15 protein-coding genes are annotated in these 17,543 nt (G+C 66.4%); 10 read left to right on the forward strand and 5 right to left on the reverse strand.

Going from position 1 to position 17,543, the window contains the following annotated elements; genetic code table 11:
* Window positions 1–55: 55 nt before the first annotated feature.
* Both C6Y53_RS08395 and C6Y53_RS08400 read right to left on the reverse strand, forming a co-directional pair.
* The gene (locus C6Y53_RS08395) at window positions 56–817 is read right to left on the reverse strand and encodes a tRNA1(Val) (adenine(37)-N6)-methyltransferase (protein ID WP_106472026.1); all 762 of its coding nucleotides are present in this window, start codon (window positions 815–817) and stop codon (window positions 56–58) included.
* Window positions 814–1,035 (reverse strand): putative signal transducing protein, encoded by a 222-nt coding sequence (locus C6Y53_RS08400; protein WP_106472027.1) that lies wholly within the window; start codon window positions 1,033–1,035, stop codon window positions 814–816. The genes C6Y53_RS08395 and C6Y53_RS08400 overlap by 4 nt, the downstream gene beginning before the upstream one ends.
* A gap of 55 nt (window positions 1,036–1,090) precedes the next feature.
* On the opposite strand from C6Y53_RS08400, the gene C6Y53_RS08405 reads away from it, so the two are divergent.
* Window positions 1,091–2,089 carry a polyprenyl synthetase family protein gene (locus C6Y53_RS08405; protein WP_106472028.1) on the forward strand — a complete coding sequence of 333 codons (999 nt, stop codon included), beginning with the start codon at window positions 1,091–1,093 and terminating at the stop codon, window positions 2,087–2,089.
* A gap of 12 nt (window positions 2,090–2,101) precedes the next feature.
* On the opposite strand, the gene C6Y53_RS08410 is transcribed toward C6Y53_RS08405, so the two are convergent.
* Entirely contained in the window at window positions 2,102–2,908 is an 807-nt protein-coding gene (locus C6Y53_RS08410) for an undecaprenyl-diphosphate phosphatase (RefSeq protein WP_106472029.1), read from the reverse strand.
* A gap of 230 nt (window positions 2,909–3,138) precedes the next feature.
* Here C6Y53_RS08410 and C6Y53_RS08415 point away from each other — a divergent pair, with 230 nt between their 5' ends.
* The 7 genes from C6Y53_RS08415 to fzlA all read left to right on the forward strand — a co-directional run bounded on the left by C6Y53_RS08415 (window position 3,139) and on the right by fzlA (window position 13,273).
* The gene (locus C6Y53_RS08415) at window positions 3,139–4,575 is read left to right on the forward strand and encodes an NAD(P)-dependent oxidoreductase (RefSeq protein ID WP_106472030.1); all 1,437 of its coding nucleotides are present in this window, start codon (window positions 3,139–3,141) and stop codon (window positions 4,573–4,575) included.
* A gap of 106 nt (window positions 4,576–4,681) precedes the next feature.
* A complete protein-coding gene (locus tag C6Y53_RS08420; RefSeq protein WP_106472031.1) occupies window positions 4,682–5,137 on the forward strand; it encodes a GFA family protein in 456 nt (151 codons plus the stop codon).
* Entirely contained in the window at window positions 5,134–9,666 is a 4,533-nt protein-coding gene (gltB, locus tag C6Y53_RS08425; RefSeq protein WP_106472032.1) for a glutamate synthase large subunit, read from the forward strand. The genes C6Y53_RS08420 and gltB overlap by 4 nt, the downstream gene beginning before the upstream one ends.
* Window positions 9,667–9,792: 126 nt before the next feature.
* Window positions 9,793–10,713, forward strand: coding sequence for a Hint domain-containing protein (locus C6Y53_RS08430; RefSeq protein ID WP_106472033.1), 921 nt, complete (start codon window positions 9,793–9,795; stop codon window positions 10,711–10,713).
* A 126-nt stretch (window positions 10,714–10,839) separates the two neighbouring features.
* Window positions 10,840–11,724 carry a Hint domain-containing protein gene (locus tag C6Y53_RS08435; protein ID WP_106472034.1) on the forward strand — a complete coding sequence of 295 codons (885 nt, stop codon included), beginning with the start codon at window positions 10,840–10,842 and terminating at the stop codon, window positions 11,722–11,724.
* A gap of 87 nt (window positions 11,725–11,811) precedes the next feature.
* On the forward strand, window positions 11,812–12,552 hold the full coding sequence (mtgA, locus tag C6Y53_RS08440; RefSeq protein ID WP_106472035.1) for a monofunctional biosynthetic peptidoglycan transglycosylase: 741 nt from the start codon (window positions 11,812–11,814) through the stop codon (window positions 12,550–12,552).
* A 55-nt stretch (window positions 12,553–12,607) separates the two neighbouring features.
* Window positions 12,608–13,273 (forward strand): FtsZ-binding protein FzlA, encoded by a 666-nt coding sequence (gene fzlA / locus C6Y53_RS08445; RefSeq protein ID WP_106472036.1) that lies wholly within the window; start codon window positions 12,608–12,610, stop codon window positions 13,271–13,273.
* Window positions 13,274–13,297: 24 nt separating this feature from the next.
* Here fzlA and ubiB read toward each other — a convergent pair whose 3' ends face one another.
* Window positions 13,298–14,821 carry a 2-polyprenylphenol 6-hydroxylase gene (gene ubiB / locus C6Y53_RS08450; protein ID WP_106472037.1) on the reverse strand — a complete coding sequence of 508 codons (1,524 nt, stop codon included), beginning with the start codon at window positions 14,819–14,821 and terminating at the stop codon, window positions 13,298–13,300.
* Between the two features lie 3 nt (window positions 14,822–14,824).
* Window positions 14,825–15,589, reverse strand: a complete 765-nt coding sequence (gene ubiE / locus C6Y53_RS08455) for a bifunctional demethylmenaquinone methyltransferase/2-methoxy-6-polyprenyl-1,4-benzoquinol methylase UbiE (RefSeq protein WP_106472038.1) — start codon at window positions 15,587–15,589, stop codon at window positions 14,825–14,827.
* 97 nt (window positions 15,590–15,686) lie between these two features.
* On the opposite strand from ubiE, the gene mutM reads away from it, so the two are divergent.
* Entirely contained in the window at window positions 15,687–16,538 is an 852-nt protein-coding gene (mutM, locus tag C6Y53_RS08460) for a bifunctional DNA-formamidopyrimidine glycosylase/DNA-(apurinic or apyrimidinic site) lyase (RefSeq protein ID WP_106472039.1), read from the forward strand.
* 66 nt (window positions 16,539–16,604) lie between these two features.
* A complete protein-coding gene (locus C6Y53_RS08465; protein ID WP_106472040.1) occupies window positions 16,605–17,381 on the forward strand; it encodes an enoyl-CoA hydratase in 777 nt (258 codons plus the stop codon).
* Window positions 17,382–17,543 lie beyond the last annotated feature (162 nt).

Raw genomic sequence — 17,543 nt, forward strand, 5'->3', positions numbered from 1 at the left:
TGCCGAACGATATGAGCATATCCACGACCGGCTGTCACGCCACGAAATGCGCCGATCATCCGGGCCAGCCGATCGGCGCGCCATCGCGCAGGACGGCGGCGATCCGCGCGGTATAGTCCTTGCCCTGCGGCAACCCGGCCCCGGCGTCATGCATCGCGACCGCCGCGTGCATCCGGAACTGCCCGCGGCCATCCTTGCGCGCGCGCAGAATCACCAGGCCGGGTGCGTCACCCTGTCGCGCGCAAAGCGGCAGGATCTCGACCGAGCCCAACCGCCCGGCACAGCCCGCCAGCATCTCGGGCAGCCGTTCGGCACGCTGGATCATGTGCAGCAGGCCACGCGGCGCCAGCCGGCGGGCGGCCACGGCGATCCAGTCGCCAAGCGGCGTTTCCCCGCCCAGCGCCACCCGCCGGCCGCCGTCCCGCGCGGGGCTATGGGCACCGGCGACGAAATAGGGCGGGTTGGCGATGACATGATCGAAACGCAGTTGCCGCAGATCCGGGGGCAGTGCGCCAAGGTCGGCCTCGGTCACCGCCAGTTCGACCCCGTTTTCCGCCGCATTGCGCCGCGCCAGCCCGGCATAGCGGTGCTGAAGCTCGACCCCGGTCAGCTCCAGCCCCGGCACGCGGGCGGCAAGCGCGAGACTGGCCGCGCCCGCACCGCATCCCAGTTCGAGCACCGACTGCCCCGCCCGCGCCGGCACGCTGGCCGCCAGCAGCAGCGGATCGACCCCGGCGCGATAGCCGCGGCGCGGCTGCCAGAGATGGAACCGGCCACCGAGAAACGCGTTGCGCGTCAGGTCGGCGTCGCCGGTCATGAATACGCGCCCAGCGCGATCCCGTTGTCCCGCATGACCCGCGCGGCGCGGTCGTAATCCTGCGTGCGCACCATCATCCGGCGCGGGAAAATGCCGATTCCGCCTTCGAGAATGCTCATATTTACGTCCATCTGAAAGCAGTCTATATCCTCGCCCTGAAGAAGGGCGGACGCAAAGGCCATGACGGTCGGGTCGGTGCTGCGGAACAGTTCCTTCATGTGTGGGGATGTAAGGGCAGGGCGCAGCTTAGTCGAGCCTTGCAACGGGAAACGAATGGACACCACCGCGATCGCCAAACCACATGACCGGCTGGCAGAGCTGCTGGCGGATGACATGGGCGCCGTGAATGCCCTGATCCGCGACCGCATGGCGTCGGAACATGCCCCGCGCATTCCCGAGGTGACCGCGCATCTGGTCGAGGCCGGCGGCAAACGGCTGCGGCCGATGCTGACGCTGGCGGCCGCGCGGATGTGCGGCTATCGCGGAGCGGATCACGTCAAGCTGGCGGCGACGGTCGAGTTCATCCATACCGCGACGCTGCTGCATGACGACGTGGTGGACGAGAGCGCCCAGCGGCGCGGACGCCCAACCGCGAACCTGTTGTGGGACAACCAGTCGAGCGTGCTGGTGGGCGACTACCTGTTTGCCCGGTCGTTCCAGCTGATGGTCGAGACCGGCTCGCTGCGGGTGCTGGATATCCTGTCCAACGCGGCGGCCACCATCGCCGAGGGCGAAGTGCTGCAACTGAGCGCGGCCAGCGACCTGCGCACCGACGAAGCGGTCTATCTGCAGGTCGTGCGCGGCAAGACGGCGGCGTTGTTTTCCGCCGCCACCCAGGTGGGCGGCGTGATCTCGGGGGCGCCCGAGCCGCATGTGCAGGCCCTGTTCGACTATGGCGACGCGCTGGGGATCGCCTTCCAGATCGCCGATGACCTGCTGGATTATCAGGGTGACGCGACCGCCACCGGCAAGAATGTCGGCGACGATTTCCGCGAACGCAAGCTGACCCTGCCGCTGATCAAGGCGGTGGCGAGGGCCGATGCCGACGAACGCGCATTCTGGGTGCGGACCATCGAGAAGGGCCGCCAGCAGGAAGGCGATCTGGATCATGCGCTGAAGCTGCTGCACCGTCACGGCGCGCTGGCGGACACCCGTGCCGACGCGATGGCCTGGGCCGATCGCGCGCGGGCCGCCCTGTCGGCCCTGCCCGATCATCCGATCCGCAACCTGCTCGACGACCTGGCCGATTATGTGGTGGCCCGGCTGGCCTGATATCCCGGTGGCTCAGCCGGAATAGGCGATCACCAGCAGCACCACGCCCAGCAGCACGCGATACAGCACATAGGGCGTAAAGCTGACCGAGCGCAGCAGGCGCATCATGAGCTTCAGCGCCAGCAGCGCCGAGCCAAAGGCCAGCGCGGCGGCGATGGCGCCGTCACGCAGCACGGCGCCGTTCGCATGGGCCACCGCGTCGGCCCCCAGCAGCACCCCCGACGCGGCGATGGTCGGGATCGACATCAGCATCGCGATCCTTGCCGCATCCTCGCGCCCGTAACCCAGCCGCCGCCCGCCGGTGATGGTGATCCCGGACCGGGACGTGCCGGGGATCAGCGCCAGCACCTGCCACAGCCCCATGATGAGAGCGTGTTTCAGGCTCCAGTCGTCGAACCGCCCGGTTTCGGCGCCGGTGCGGTCCGCCCACCACAGCACGATCCCAAAGCCCAGCATGGCCCAGCCGATCACCGCCACCGACCGCAGCGCCTCGGTCAGCCCGGTGAATTTCAGCAGCGCGCCCGCGATCACCACCGGCACGGTCGCCACGATCAGGCCCAGCGCCAGCCGCGCCCCCGGCGTGTCCGCCCGCCCGGTCAGCAGCCGGGGCAGCCCCGCCAGCCCCATGCGCACGTCGGCCCAGAAATACAGGACCACCGCGCCCAGCGTGCCCACATGCACCGCCACGTCGATGGCCAGCCCCTGATCTTCGAGGCCGGTGAGCCCCGGCAGCAGAATCAGATGCCCCGACGACGACACCGGCAGGAACTCGGTCACCCCCTGGATCAGGGCGACGAGGATCAGTTGAAACAGGGGCATCGGGGGCATCCCTTCGGGCGGCTTTCACGTCGGAAACGGTATCAAGCCCTTGGCTTGAAAAGAAAAGAGCGATTTTAGGTCCGCATCGTTCCTTATATTTGTTGCGCAACGCGCGGGATTCGCGGTAAACGAAGCCAGCCACCCGATATATTGGTCACGTCTGCTGACCTATCTACAGACCTGAATGACACACCCCGCGCCGGTCCGGCGCGAGAAAGGGAGAGCCACCCTTGGCAAAGCAACCGATGCTGAAATTCGTGCAGATCGATCGCGATATGCCGGAGAAGCGGGCAGCCGACAATCGCCGCGAGGATTTCCACGAGATCTATGCCGAATTCGCGCGCGCCAAGGCGGCGGAACAGGCCAGCCGCTGCAGCCAGTGCGGCGTGCCTTATTGCCAGAGCCACTGCCCGCTGCACAACAACATTCCCGACTGGCTGCGCATGACCGCCGAGGGCCGCCTGCGCGAAGCCTATGAACTGAGCCAGGCCACCAACACCTTTCCCGAGATCTGCGGCCGCATCTGCCCGCAGGACCGGCTGTGCGAAGGCAATTGCGTGATCGAACAGTCGGGGCATGGCACCGTCACCATCGGCGCGGTCGAAAAATACATCACCGATACCGCGTGGGAACAGGGCTGGGTTGAGCCGCCCGCACCGGTCTCGGAACGGCCCGAGAGCGTCGGCATCATCGGCGCCGGCCCCGGCGGTCTGGCCGCGGCGGACCGGCTGCGCCGCGCCGGCATCCAGGTCACGGTATATGACAGCCACGACCGCGCCGGCGGCCTGATGACCTATGGCATCCCCGGCTTCAAGCTGGAGAAAGACGTGGTCCTGCGCCGCAACCGGCAGCTCGAGGACGGTGGCGTGCGCCTGGTGCTGAACTGCACGGTGGGGCGCGACATCCCCTTCGACGAGATCCGCGGGAAACATGACGCGGTCATCATCGCCACCGGCGTCTACAAGTCGCGCGACCTGGAGATGCCCGGCAGCGGGCAGGACGGGATCGAGAAGGCCATCGACTATCTCACCGCGTCCAACCGCAAGAGCTTTGGCGACGCGGTGGTCGATTTTGACAGCGGGCGGCTGAACGCCCATGGCCGCAAGGTGGTCGTGATCGGCGGCGGCGACACGGCGATGGATTGCGTGCGCACCGCGATCCGGCAGGGGGCGGACAGCGTGAAATGCCTCTATCGCCGCGACCGGCTGAACATGCCCGGATCGCAGCGCGAGGTCGCCAATGCCGAGGAAGAAGGCGTGATCTTCGAATGGCTCAGCGCGCCCCGGGGCTTTGCCGGCGACGGGCAGGTCACCGGCGTGATGGTGCAGCGGATGCGCCTGGGGGCCCCCGATGCCTCGGGCCGGCAATCGCCCGAGGTGATCGAGGGCGCGGATTATGTGGAAGAGGCCGACCTGGTGATCAAGGCGCTGGGTTTCGAACCCGAAGACCTGCCGACCCTGTGGGATCAGCCGGACCTGCCCGTGACCCGCTGGGGAACCATCAAGGCGCAGTTCACCACCGGCGAAACCGATCTTCCGGGGGTCTATGCGGTCGGCGACATCGTGCGCGGCGCATCGCTGGTAGTCTGGGCCATCCGCGACGGGCGCGACTGCGCCGACGCGATCCTGGACAAGCTGGGCGCGGCATCCGCGATGGCGGCGGAATAGCCCGGAACCCTGCCCGGATCTTTGTCCGGCACCCTGCCCGACCCCCGTGGCACGGCACCACCGACAGGGCGGCATCGCCGCCGGTCGAATTCGAGAAAGTGATGACATGAGCGAGACGGGAACGACGACCGGCAAATGCCTCTGCGGCGCGGTCAGCTATCGGCTCGAAACCGCGCCCGATCACATCGACGCCTGCCATTGCAGCATGTGCCGGCGGTTCTCGGGCGGCATCGAGCTCGGGATCGAGGTGCCGCCGGGCGGCATCACCTGGCAGGGCGAGGATTTCATCCGCACCTTCGCCAGTTCCGACTGGGCCGAACGCGGGTTCTGTTCCCGCTGCGGATCGAGCCTGTTCTGGCGGATGACCGCCCCCGGCCCGGCGCAGGGCCTGCTGAGCCTCAGCGCCGGAACGCTGGATTCGTTTGCGGGGCTGGAGCTGACGACCGAGATCTATATCGACCACAAACCGGCGGCCTATGCCATGGCCGGCGAAACCAGGAAAATGACCGAGGCCGAGGTGATCGCTGCCTTTGCCCCTCCGTCCGAAGGAGAGAGCCAATGACGAATTACGATGCCGCATGGGTTGCGCGCGAAGAGGCCAAGCGCAAGTGGCTGGCCGAAAACGGCATGTATTCCGAGGCCGAGGAACATTCCTCCTGCGGGGTCGGGCTGGTCGTGTCGGTGGACGGCTCGCGCAGCCGCAAGGTGGTCGAGGCCGGGATCGATGCGCTCAGGGCGATCTGGCACCGCGGCGCGGTGGATGCCGATGGCAAGACCGGCGACGGGGCGGGGATCCATGTGCAGATCCCGGTGCCGTTCTTCCACGACCAGATCGAACGCACCGGGCACACGCCGCGCAAGGATGAGATGATCGCCGTGGGCCAGGTGTTCCTGCCGCGCACCGATTTCGGCGCCCAGGAAACCTGCCGGACCATCGTCGAAACCGAGGTGCTGCGGCTGGGCTATTACATCTATGGCTGGCGCCACGTCCCGGTCGATGTCACCTGCCTGGGCGAAAAGGCCAACGCGACGCGCCCGGAAATCGAGCAGATCCTGATCTCGAACGCCAAGGGCGTGGACGAGGAGACCTTTGAACGCGAACTCTATGTGATCCGCCGCCGGATCGAAAAGGCGGCGGCCGCGCAGGGTATCAACGGGCTCTACATCGCCTCGCTGTCCTGCCGGTCGATCATCTACAAGGGCATGATGCTGGCCGAACAGGTGGCGGTGTTCTACCCCGACCTGATGGACGACCGGTTCGAAAGCGCCTTTGCCATCTACCACCAGCGCTATTCGACCAACACCTTCCCGCAATGGTGGCTGGCCCAGCCGTTCCGGATGCTGGCCCATAACGGCGAGATCAACACGCTGAAGGGCAACCTGAACTGGATGAAGAGCCACGAGATCCGCATGGCGTCGAATTTCTTCGGCGACATGGCCGAGGACATCAAGCCGATCGTGGCGGGCGGATCGTCCGACAGCGCCGCGCTGGACGCGGTGTTCGAGGTGCTGGTGCGCGCCGGCCGTTCGGCGCCGATGGCCAAGACGATGCTGGTGCCGGAAAGCTGGTCGAAACAGGCGGTGGAACTGCCGCAAGCCTGGCGCGACATGTATTCCTACTGCAACAGCGTGATGGAACCCTGGGACGGCCCCGCCGCGCTGGCGATGACCGACGGGCGCTGGGTCTGCGCCGGGCTCGACCGCAACGGGCTGCGCCCGATGCGCTATGTGGTGACCGGCGACGGGCTGGTGATCGCCGGGTCCGAGGCGGGCATGGTGCCGGTCGACGAGGCCAATGTCGTGGAAAAGGGCGCGCTGGGGCCGGGTCAGCTGCTGGCCGTGGACATGCAGAAGGGCGTCCTGTTCCGCGACGCCGAAATCAAGGACAAGCTCGCATCGGCGCTGCCCTTTGGCGACTGGGTCGGCAAGATCAACGATGCCGACGGCATCATGGCCTCGGTCACCGAAAAGCCGCTCTTTGAAGGCGCGGAACTGCGCCAGCGGCAGATCGCCGCCGGGTATTCCATCGAAGAACTCGAACAGATCCTCGCCCCGATGGCCGAGGACGGCAAGGAAAGCATCGCGTCGATGGGCGACGACACGCCCAGCGCGGTGCTGTCCAAGCAATACCGCCCGCTGAGCCATTTCTTCCGGCAGAATTTCAGCCAGGTGACCAACCCGCCGATCGATTCGCTGCGCGAATACCGGGTGATGAGCCTCAAGACCCGGTTCGGCAACCTCAAGAACGTGCTGGACGAGGACAGCAGCCAGACCGAGATCGTGGTGCTGGAGAGCCCCTTTGTCGGCAACGCGCAGTGGAACAAGCTGGCCGAGCAGTTCAACGCGCCCCTGGTCGAGATCGACTGCACCTTCCGCCCCGGCAAGGGCGCATTGGCGGCGGCGCTGGCGCGGATCCGCTCCGAAGCCGAGGACGCGGTGGCATCGGGCGCGGGGCACCTGGCGCTGACCGATCACAAATCGGACGCCGACAAGGTGGCGATGCCGATGATCCTCGCCACCTCTGCGGTGCATTCGCACCTGACCCGCAAGGGGCTGCGGACCTTCTGTTCGCTCAACGTGCGCAGCGCCGAATGTATCGATCCGCATTACTTCGCGGTGCTGATCGGGTGCGGAGCGACCGTGGTCAACGCCTACCTGGCCGAGGATTCGATTGCCGACCGGATCAATCGCGGGCTGCTCGACGGAAACCTGACCGAGAACATCGCGCGCTACCGCGAGGCGATCGACCAGGGGCTGCTCAAGATCATGGCCAAGATGGGGATATCGGTGATCTCGTCCTATCGCGGCGGGCTGAACTTCGAAGCGGTCGGCCTGTCTCGGGCGATGTGCGCCGAGTATTTCCCCGGCATGACCAGCCGAATCTCGGGCATCGGCGTGACCGGGATCCAGTCCAAGGCCGAGGCGATTCACACCAAGGGCTGGCATTCGGGGATCGACGTGCTGCCCATCGGCGGGTTCTACAAGGCGCGCAAGTCGGGCGAGACCCACGCCTGGGAAGCGACCTCGATGCACCTGATGCAGATGGCCTGCAACAAGGCGTCCTATGAGCTGTGGAAACAGTATTCGGCCAAGATGCAGTCGGCGCCGCCGATCCATCTGCGCGACCTGATGGATTTCAAGCCGCTGGGCAAACCGATCCCGCTGGAAGAGGTCGAGAGCATCACCGCCATCCGCAAGCGGTTCGTGACGCCGGGGATGAGCCTGGGCGCGCTCAGCCCCGAGGCGCACAAGACGCTGAACGTGGCGATGAACCGGATCGGCGCGAAATCCGACAGCGGCGAGGGCGGCGAGGATCCGGCGCATTTCGTCCCCGAACCCAATGGCGACAACCCGTCCGCCAAGATCAAGCAGGTGGCCTCGGGGCGGTTCGGCGTGACCGCCGAATACCTCAACCAGTGCGAGGAACTGGAAATCAAGGTGGCCCAGGGCGCCAAGCCCGGCGAGGGCGGCCAGCTGCCCGGCATGAAGGTCACCGACCTGATCGCGCGGCTGCGCCATTCGACCAAGGGCGTGACGCTGATCTCGCCGCCGCCGCACCACGACATCTATTCCATCGAGGACCTGGCGCAGCTGATCTATGACCTGAAACAGATCAACCCGCGCGCCAAGGTGACGGTGAAACTCGTCGCCTCCAGCGGTGTCGGCACGATCGCGGCCGGCGTGGCCAAGGCCAAGGCCGACGTGATCCTGATCTCGGGCCACAATGGCGGCACCGGGGCCAGCCCGGCGACCAGCATCAAATATGCCGGCCTGCCGTGGGAAATGGGCCTGACCGAGGCGCATCAGGTGCTGGCGATGAACAACCTGCGGTCGCGCGTGACGCTGCGCACCGATGGCGGGCTGCGCACCGGGCGCGACATCGTTATGGCCGCGATGATGGGCGCCGAGGAATACGGCATCGGCACCGCCGCGCTGATCGCGATGGGCTGCATCATGGTGCGCCAGTGCCAGTCCAACACCTGCCCGGTCGGCGTCTGCACGCAGGATGAAACCCTGCGCGCCAAGTTCACCGGCAGCGCCGACAAGGTGGTGAACCTGATCACCTTCTACGCGCAGGAGGTGCGGGAAATCCTGGCATCGCTGGGCGCCCGGTCGGTGGACGAGATCATCGGCCGCGCCGACCTGCTGGCGCAGGTCAGCCGGGGCAGCGCCCATCTGGACGATCTCGACCTGAACCCGCTGCTGATCACCGTCGACGGGTCGTCGGGCATCGTCTATGACCGCGACCGCGACCGCAACGCGGTGCCCGACACGCTGGATGCGCAGATCGTGCGCGATGCCGCGCGGTTCCTGCAGGACGGCGAAAAGATGCAGCTGTCCTATGCGGTGCAGAACACGCACCGCACCGTGGGCACCCGCACCAGCAGCCATATCGTGCGCAATTTCGGCATGAACAACCGGTTCCAGCCCGACCACCTGCATGTCAAGCTGCAGGGCTCCGCCGGGCAATCCCTGGGCGCCTTTGCCGCGCCGGGGCTGAAACTGGAAGTCTCCGGGGATGCCAACGACTATGTCGGCAAGGGCCTGTCCGGCGGCACCATCGTCGTGCGCCCGCCCATGGCCAGCCCGCTGAAACCCGATGACAACACCATCATCGGCAACACGGTGCTCTATGGCGCCACCGACGGCTATCTCTTTGCCGCCGGGCGCGCCGGCGAACGCTTCGCGGTGCGCAATTCGGGCGCCCGTGTGGTGATCGAAGGCTGCGGGTCGAACGGCTGCGAATACATGACCGGCGGCGTCGCGGTGATCCTGGGCCGGATCGGGGCCAATTTCGGCGCCGGCATGACCGGCGGCATGGCCTATGTGTATGACCCCGACGGCACCGCACGGGCCCTGATGAACACCGAAACGCTGGTGATCGGACCGGTGGAAACGCCCCATTGGGAGGCCGAACTGCGCAGCCTGATCGAACACCACGCCGCCGAGACCGGAAGCCGCAAGGCCTCTGACATCCTGCAGCACTGGGAAACCGAAAGAGGCAGTTTCCTGCAGGTCTGCCCCAAGGAGATGCTGGCCCATCTGCCCGCGCCGCTGCGCCAGCAGGATGCGGCCATCCCGGCAGAGTAGCCGACCGAACTGTCACAACGAGGCCGCGATGTTAACACAGAGTATGGCGCGGCCTTTTCAAAACAATATCGGGCAACTAGTATCGGGCGGGAAAGTTAATCGTAGTAGCCCGATCGCGAGTGCCCCATGACGACATTTAACGAGCAATTCTACGACATTGATCCCTTCTCCCCGCCCTCGCCGGGAACGCTGCTGACGCCGCAATTCCTGGAAATGGTGGATGTGGACAACGATGGTGTGATCGGCCCCGGCGACACCATCGACGGCAGGACCATCACGCAATCCTGGCCCGACGACAGGATCAGCGTAGATGACGACAACATCGCGGGCGGCGAATATTCCATCACCGGCGTCACCTACTATTTTGCGGGCGGCGGCACATTGTTTACGCCAATCGACGGCACGGTTCTGAAAGAAACCTACTTCCAGTCCACGGAACAACTGTCTCCGGGTCAGAGTGGTGTGCCGACCGACCGATTCGGCCCGCCCTGCTTTACCCCCGGCACGCTGATCGACACCGCCGATGGCGCGCGCGCCATTGAAACGCTGCGGCCCGGCGATCTGGTACGCACCGCCGATGCCGGATTGCAGACGCTTCTGGGGCTCGAACGGCGGACATTCCGCGCAAGGGGCAAATGCGCGCCGGTTCTGATTCGCGAAGGCGCGCTGGGCAATCGGCGCGACCTGCGCGTCAGCCAGGAACACCGGATGCTGATCACGGGCTGGCGCGCCGAAATGGCGACCGGGTCTGACGAGGTCCTGGTTGCCGCCAAACATCTCGTGAACGGCAATAGCATCGTGATCGATGAAACCGAAACGGTGGACTACATCCACCTGCTGTTCGACCGCCACCAGATCGTGTTCGCCGAAGGTATCGCATCCGAAAGCTTCCTGCCCGCCTTTGCGGTGGATCGCGCCGAGGCCGGGGTGAACCGCGAGACCCTGGACCTGTTCCCGGAGCTGCTGCGCAATTCCGCGGGGTTTGCGCAAACCGCGCGCCCGGTCGCCAGGCGCCGCGAAGCCCTGTTGCTGCGCGACGCCGCCTGATCGCCCCGGCACCGTCACGGCGGATGGCAGCGCCCCACCCGCCGTGAACAAGGCCGCGACAGGACCGTGAACGAAATAGCAACATCTTAGGGTGATCCTGCCCTCCGCAACCAGCGGAAGGCAGTCATGGCGACGAGCTATACCAGTTTTTTCTATGTGATGGACCCGGCCAACCCGCCGGGCCACGGGACCAGTCTGTTCGTGCGCGAGTTTGAATTCATCGACCATGACGATGACGGGCGGATCAGCCCCGGCGACCGGTTCGAAGGCGCGCTGATCCGCAACGTCTGGAACGGCGACGAGGTGACGGTAAACGTGCCGGGACAGGGGCCGGTGACCTATGCCGGGGTGACCTTCTATATCGACGGGGGGCCGCCTGTCTTTATCCCGACGGATGGTCAGGCCCTTCAGGACGGAACCCTGCAGGATACGGAATACGTCACCGTCTCGACCTGGATGGACGTGAACAGCCTCGTGCCGTCCTGCTTTACGCCGGGCGTGCTGATCGACACCGCCCACGGGTCGCGCCCGGTGGAGCGAATCGCCGTCGGCGACCTGGTGCTGACCGCCGATGCAGGGCTGCAGCGGGTCGCCTGGACCGGCTGCGCAACCGTGGCGGCCCGTGGCGGCATGGCCCCGGTCCGCATCGCGGCCGGAACATTGGGCAACACCCGCGATCTGCTGGTCAGCCCCCAGCACCGCATATTGATCGAAGGCTGGGCGGCCGAGGTCTTTGCCGGCATCGACGGGGTCCTGGTTCCGGCACGGCACCTGGTGGACGGCGACCGGATCAGGATCGTCGAAAGCCGCGCGGTCACCTACCTGCACCTGGGTTTCGACCGGCACCACCTGGTGCGGTCCGAAGGGATCTGGACCGAAAGCCATTTCGCCTCGGCGGCGGCACGGGCCGAGGCAGCGGCCCTGTTCGGCGCGGCGGGTCCGGTGCGAACCGTCCGCCCCGAGGCACCGGCCCGCGAATCGCGGTTGATCGCCGGCGCGCTGCTGAACTGACCGGGGCGCGTGGCACGGCTGCACGTCTGGCGCGGGATCGCCGGTCCGGTGCTTTCCTGACCTGCGCGCGCCGCCTATAGCTGGGACATGGCGCGAACGGACCGCAAGACATCACGGAAGAAATCGGGCGCAAGACCTGCGGATCCACCGGGCCAGCGCCTGTGGCAACGGGTGCGCCGGCTGGTCCTGCGCGCGGCTCTCGGCCTCGTCGCGCTGGTGCTGGTGCTGACGGTCCTGTTCACGGTGGTCAATCCGCCTGTCACCTACACGATCTGGTCCGAATCCCGCCGGTTGGGCGGGGTCGACCGCGACTGGGTGGCGATCGAGGCGATCGCCCCGGTCATGGCACGATCGGCGGTCGCGGCCGAGGACGCCAATTTCTGCCTGCATTGGGGCATCGACGTGGCCGCGGTCCGGCAGGCGATAGATGGCGGCGGTCAGCGCGGCGCCTCGACGATCACCCAGCAGGTGGTCAAGAACGTGTTCCTGTGGCAGGGGCGCAGCTGGCTGCGCAAGGCGCTGGAAACCGCGATCACGCCGGTGGTCGAACTGATCTGGTCCAAACGCCGCATTCTCGAGATCTACCTGAACCTGGCCGAGATGGGCCCGGGCGTGTTCGGGGTCGAGGCCGCGGCGCGTCACCATTTCGGCACCACGGCAGCAAAACTGTCACCCACGCAGGCCGCCCGCATCGCCGCGATCCTGCCCGCGCCCAGATCGCGCTCGGCCGGCAAACCGACATCCGCCGTGCGCAGCCGCGCCGCGCAGATCATGGACGGGGCGGCCACGATCCGCGCAGATGGCAGGGCCGCCTGTTTCGAGGATTGAAAACCCCGCCGCGACCGGGCATTGATCGGCAATCCCGAACCAGTGCAGTTTGATCATGGCCCGCCTCTATCACGTCCCGCTCTCGCCGTTTTGCCGCAAGGTCCGCCTGTCGCTGGCGGAAAAGAAGATCGAGGTCGAACTGGTCGAGGAACGCTATTGGGAAGCGGACCCGGATTTCCTGCGCCGCAACCCGGCCTCCAAGGTGCCGGTGATCCGCCTGGACGGCAAGCTGCTGACCGAAAGCGCGGCGATCTGCGAATATATTGAGGAAACCCGCCCCACACCGGCGCTGATGCCCGACACGCCCGAGGCACGCTATGAGGTGCGGCGCCTGATCGGCTGGTTCGACGACAAGTTTCACCACGAGGTGACGGCCAACCTGCTCTATGAACGGGTCAACAAGAAGATCACCGGGCAGGGCTATCCCGACAGCGGCAACATCAAGGCCGGGGCGAAGGCGATCAAGTATCACATCGACTACATGGCATGGCTGCTGGACCGGCGGCGCTGGCTGGCGGGCGACATGATGACGCTCGCCGATTTCGCCGCCGCGGCGCATCTGTCGGCGCTGGACTACATCTCCGACGTGGACTGGAACCGGCAATCGGTGGTCAAGGACTGGTATGCCAAGATCAAGTCGCGCCCCGCCTTCCGGTCGATCCTGGCCGACCAGGTGCCGGGGTTTCGCCCGCCGCCGCATTACACCGACCTCGATTTCTGAGACCGGCGCCTCCGGCGCGGGCGATCAGCCCAGCGCCATCACGGCCAGCGCCCCCAGCGCAACGCCGGCCAGCCCGGCGGCCAGCGCGATGCCCCAGCCATTGCCGCGCGGCGGCTCCGGCGGGGTCGCCTGACGGATCAGCGCGTTTTCGACCAGCTGCGGCAGACGCGGCCCGAACCGGGCCATCACCCGCGCGGTGCTGGCCAGATCCCCCAGCGTCGCGCGCGGCCCGATCGACACCTTGATGTAGTCGCCGACCACCGGGCGCGCGACTTCCCAGATGTTGACGTTGGGATTGAGCGACCGCGACACGCCTTCGACCACGACCATGGTCCGCTGCAGCAGGATCAGCTCGGTCCGGGTCTGCATCCCGAACCGTTCGGTCACCTCGAACAGGTAGCTCAGCAGCCGGCCCATCGATATCCGGTTCGCGTCCATGCCAAAGATCGGTTCGCCCACCGCGCGCAGGGCGCGGGCAAATTCGTCCACATCGCGGTCGGCGGGCACATAGCCGGCCTCGAAATGCACCTCGGCCACGCGTTTGTAGTCGCGGCGGATGAAGCCGAAGAGGATCTCGGCATAGACCCGGCGCGTATATTGGTCGATATGGCCCATGATCCCGAAATCATAGGCGATGATGTCGCCGTTCGGAGCCACCTTGAGATTGCCCTGATGCATGTCGGCGTGGAAATAGCCGTCACGCAGGGCGTGGGACAGGAACAGTTCCAGCACCCGTTCCGACAGCCGCACGCGATCATGGCCGGCGGCATCCAGCGCCGCGTTGTCGCCCAGCGGAATACCGTCGGCCCAGCCCAGCGTCATCACGCGGCGCGATGACAGCGACCACATGACCGGCGGCAGGGCAAACCCGGCATCGCCGTCGGTATTGGCGGCATATTCCGAGGCCGCGGCGCTTTCCAGCCGCAGATCCAGCTCGCCCTGCACCACGCCGTCGAAATGGGTCACCACCTCGATCGGCCGCAGCCGCCGCGCCCCCGGCGCGAACAGCTCGACGATGCGGGCGGCGAGGTAAAAGGCGTCGATATCCTTGCGGAAGGCCCGTTCGATACCCGGCCGCAGCACCTTGACCGCGACATCCTGCCCGGTTTCGGCGGTCCGCGCCCGATGCACCTGCGCGATGGACGCGGCGGCGATGGGTTCGGAAAACTCGGTGAACAGCTCTTCGACCGGCTGGCCGAGTTCGCGTTCGATCTCGGCGCGGGCCTCGGCGGCGGGAAATGGCGGCAGTTTGTCCTGCAGAACCCGCAGCTGGTCGGCCAGTTCGAGACCGACCACGTCGGGCCGGGTCGAAAGCACCTGCCCGAACTTGATATAGGCCGGTCCCAGCGCGGTCAGCGCGCGGGTGGCGGGCGGCATGGCCGGGTCGCCCTTGTAGCCCAGCCACATGAACGGCCAGCCGATGACACGGGCAACGACGCGCAGCGGCCGGGGGGCCTCGAACGCATCGAGAACCACCGCCATCGCGCCGGTCCGCTCGAGCGTGGCGCCGGTGCGCACCAGCCGCAGGATGTTGTGAGGTCCGCGCATCGCTCAGAGTTTCCAGCCGGAATGCAGCGCGGCAATGCCGAGGCTCAGGTTGCGGTATTTCGCGTTTCCGAACCCGGCGGCGCGGATCATCGACAGGAACGTGTCCTGATCGGGAAACCGGCGGATCGATTCGACGAGGTACTGATAGCTGTCCCTGTCGCCCGCGATGACCTGGCCCATGCGCGGGATGACGTTGAAGGAATAGAGATCATAGACCTTCTGCATCATGTCGTTGGGGATCTGGCTGAATTCCAGCACCATCAGCCTGCCGCCGGGCCGCAGCACGCGATAGGCCTCGGCCAGCGCGTCGGCGGGCCGGGTGACGTTCCGGATGCCGAAACTGATTGTGTAAACATCGAAACTGTTGTCGGCAAAGGGCAGCGCCATCGCATCGCCGACCACCCAGTCGAGACTGCCGGCCAGCCGCTCGGCCTCGGCGCGTTTGCGGCCCGCCTCGAGCATCGGCGCGGTCAGGTCCAGCACGGTGGCATGGCCGTGACCCGCGCGCGCCAGGAACCGGAACGAGACATCGCCGGTGCCCCCCGCCACGTCCAGCAGCCGCTGGCCCGGACGCGGGGCGAGCCAGTCCATCATCGCGTCCTTCCACAGCCGGTGGATGCCCATGCTCATCACGTCGTTCATGATGTCGTATTTCGACGCGACCGAATTGAACACGCCCTGCACCATCCGGGCCTTGTCGGCCCTGGCCACGGTCTGGAACCCGAAATCGGCGGTTTCGCCGTCGCTATCCGTGCTGTCGTTGGTCATGAAGCCTTGCCGCCATCGTCGATTCGTCCTTGTTATAGGCTGCCGGGGGCTGTGCACAATGCGCCCCTTTTGACGCGGGCGGCGAACAGGGGGTGAAATGCCGGAACTACCCGAAGTGGAAACCGTGCGCCGGGGGCTGGCGCCGGTGATGGAAGGCGCGGTGATCGCGCAGGCCGAGGTCAATCGCCCCGACCTGCGCTGGCCGCTGCCCGAGGGCATGGCCGAGCGGCTGACGGGGCGGCGGGTGGACCGGTTGCGACGGCGGTCGAAATACCTGCTGGCCGGTCTCGATTCCGGTGAAACGCTGCTAGTCCACCTGGGGATGTCAGGGCGGATCACCGTCTCGGGCGATCCGCTGGGCCGGTTCGCGCACGACCATCCCGCGCGGGAAAAACACGATCATGTGGTGCTGCACATGGGCAACGGCGCGCGCGTCACCTATAACGATCCGCGCCGGTTCGGGGCCATGGACCTGCTGGCCTCCGACGGGCAGGACCGCCACCCGCTGCTGGCGGTGCTGGGGCCCGAGCCGCTGGGTAACGAATTCGGCGAACCCTACCTGATCGACGCGCTGAAAGGGCGCAGGACGGCGATCAAGGCGGCGCTGCTGGACCAGGGGCTCATCGCCGGTCTCGGCAATATCTATGTCTGCGAAGCCCTGTTCCGCGCCGGCATCTCGCCGCTGCGCAAGGCCGGCAACATTTCCGCGGCGCGCGTTGCGGCGCTGGTCCCGGTCATCCGCACCGTGCTGGAGGACGCGATTGCCGCCGGCGGGTCGTCGCTGCGCGATTACCGGCAGGCGAATGGCGAACTCGGCTATTTTCAGCACAGTTTCGATGTCTATGGCCGCGAGGGCCAGCCCTGCCGCAATCCGGGCTGCGATGGCACGATACGTCGCGTCATTCAGTCCGGCCGCTCGAGCTTCCATTGCCCGCGCTGTCAAAGATAGCTTGATCCATGGCGAGGCCGTGAGTATGGACTCGTCCCCGAAACCGAACAACCGAAAGCATCCACAATGGCCTTTGAGACGATCATCGTCGAAGTAGAAGACCACGTCGCCCTGATCCGCCTGAACCGGCCGGATGCGCTCAACGCGCTGAACACCCAGCTGCTGTCCGAGCTCTGCACCGCGCTGGAAGAGGCCGATGCCAATGACAAGGTGCGCTGCGTCATCGTGACCGGGTCCGAGAAAGCCTTTGCCGCCGGCGCCGACATCAAGGAAATGTCGTCGATGAGCTTTGCCGAGGTGTTCGCGACCAACCTCTTTGCCGACCCGAGCGACCGTCTGATGAAGATCCGCAAGCCGGTGATTGCCGCGGTGGCGGGCTATGCTCTGGGCGGCGGCTGCGAACTGGCGATGGCCTGCGATTTCATCATCGCCGCAGATACCGCGAAATTCGGCCAGCCCGAGATCAACCTGGGCGTGATCCCGGGCCTGGGCGGCACCCAGCGCCTGACCCGCTTTGTCGGCAAATCGAAATCGATGGAAATGAACCTGACCGGCCGTTTCATGGATGCCGAAGAAGCCGAGCGCGCCGGGCTGGTCAGCCGGGTGGTGCCCGCCAAGAAGCTGATGGAAGAGGCGCAGGGCACGGCCCAGAAGATCGCCGAGAAATCCCAACCCACCGTCATGGCGGTCAAGGAGTCGGTGAACCGCAGCTACGAGACCACGCTGAACGAAGGCATCCTGTTCGAACGCCGCGTGTTCCATTCCATGTTCGCCACCGAGGACCAGAAAGAAGGCATGGCCGCCTTCATGGAAAAACGCCAGCCGCAATTCCGCGACAAGTAACCCGCCGCGCCGGCCGTGGGTGCATCGCCCAGCCCGCGCATTTTCCGGTTGGCAACCGGGGCGGTTTCAGGTAGGCACCGCCGCCATATATGCGCGTGCAGCCCGCTCAGGCTAGAATCACTCCGGTGGGACAGGACCGGTTCGGGTTTGGCATTGCGCTGA

This window comes from Pukyongiella litopenaei (assembly GCF_003008555.2).
In the GTDB taxonomy this organism is placed as follows: domain Bacteria; phylum Pseudomonadota; class Alphaproteobacteria; order Rhodobacterales; family Rhodobacteraceae; genus Pukyongiella; species Pukyongiella litopenaei.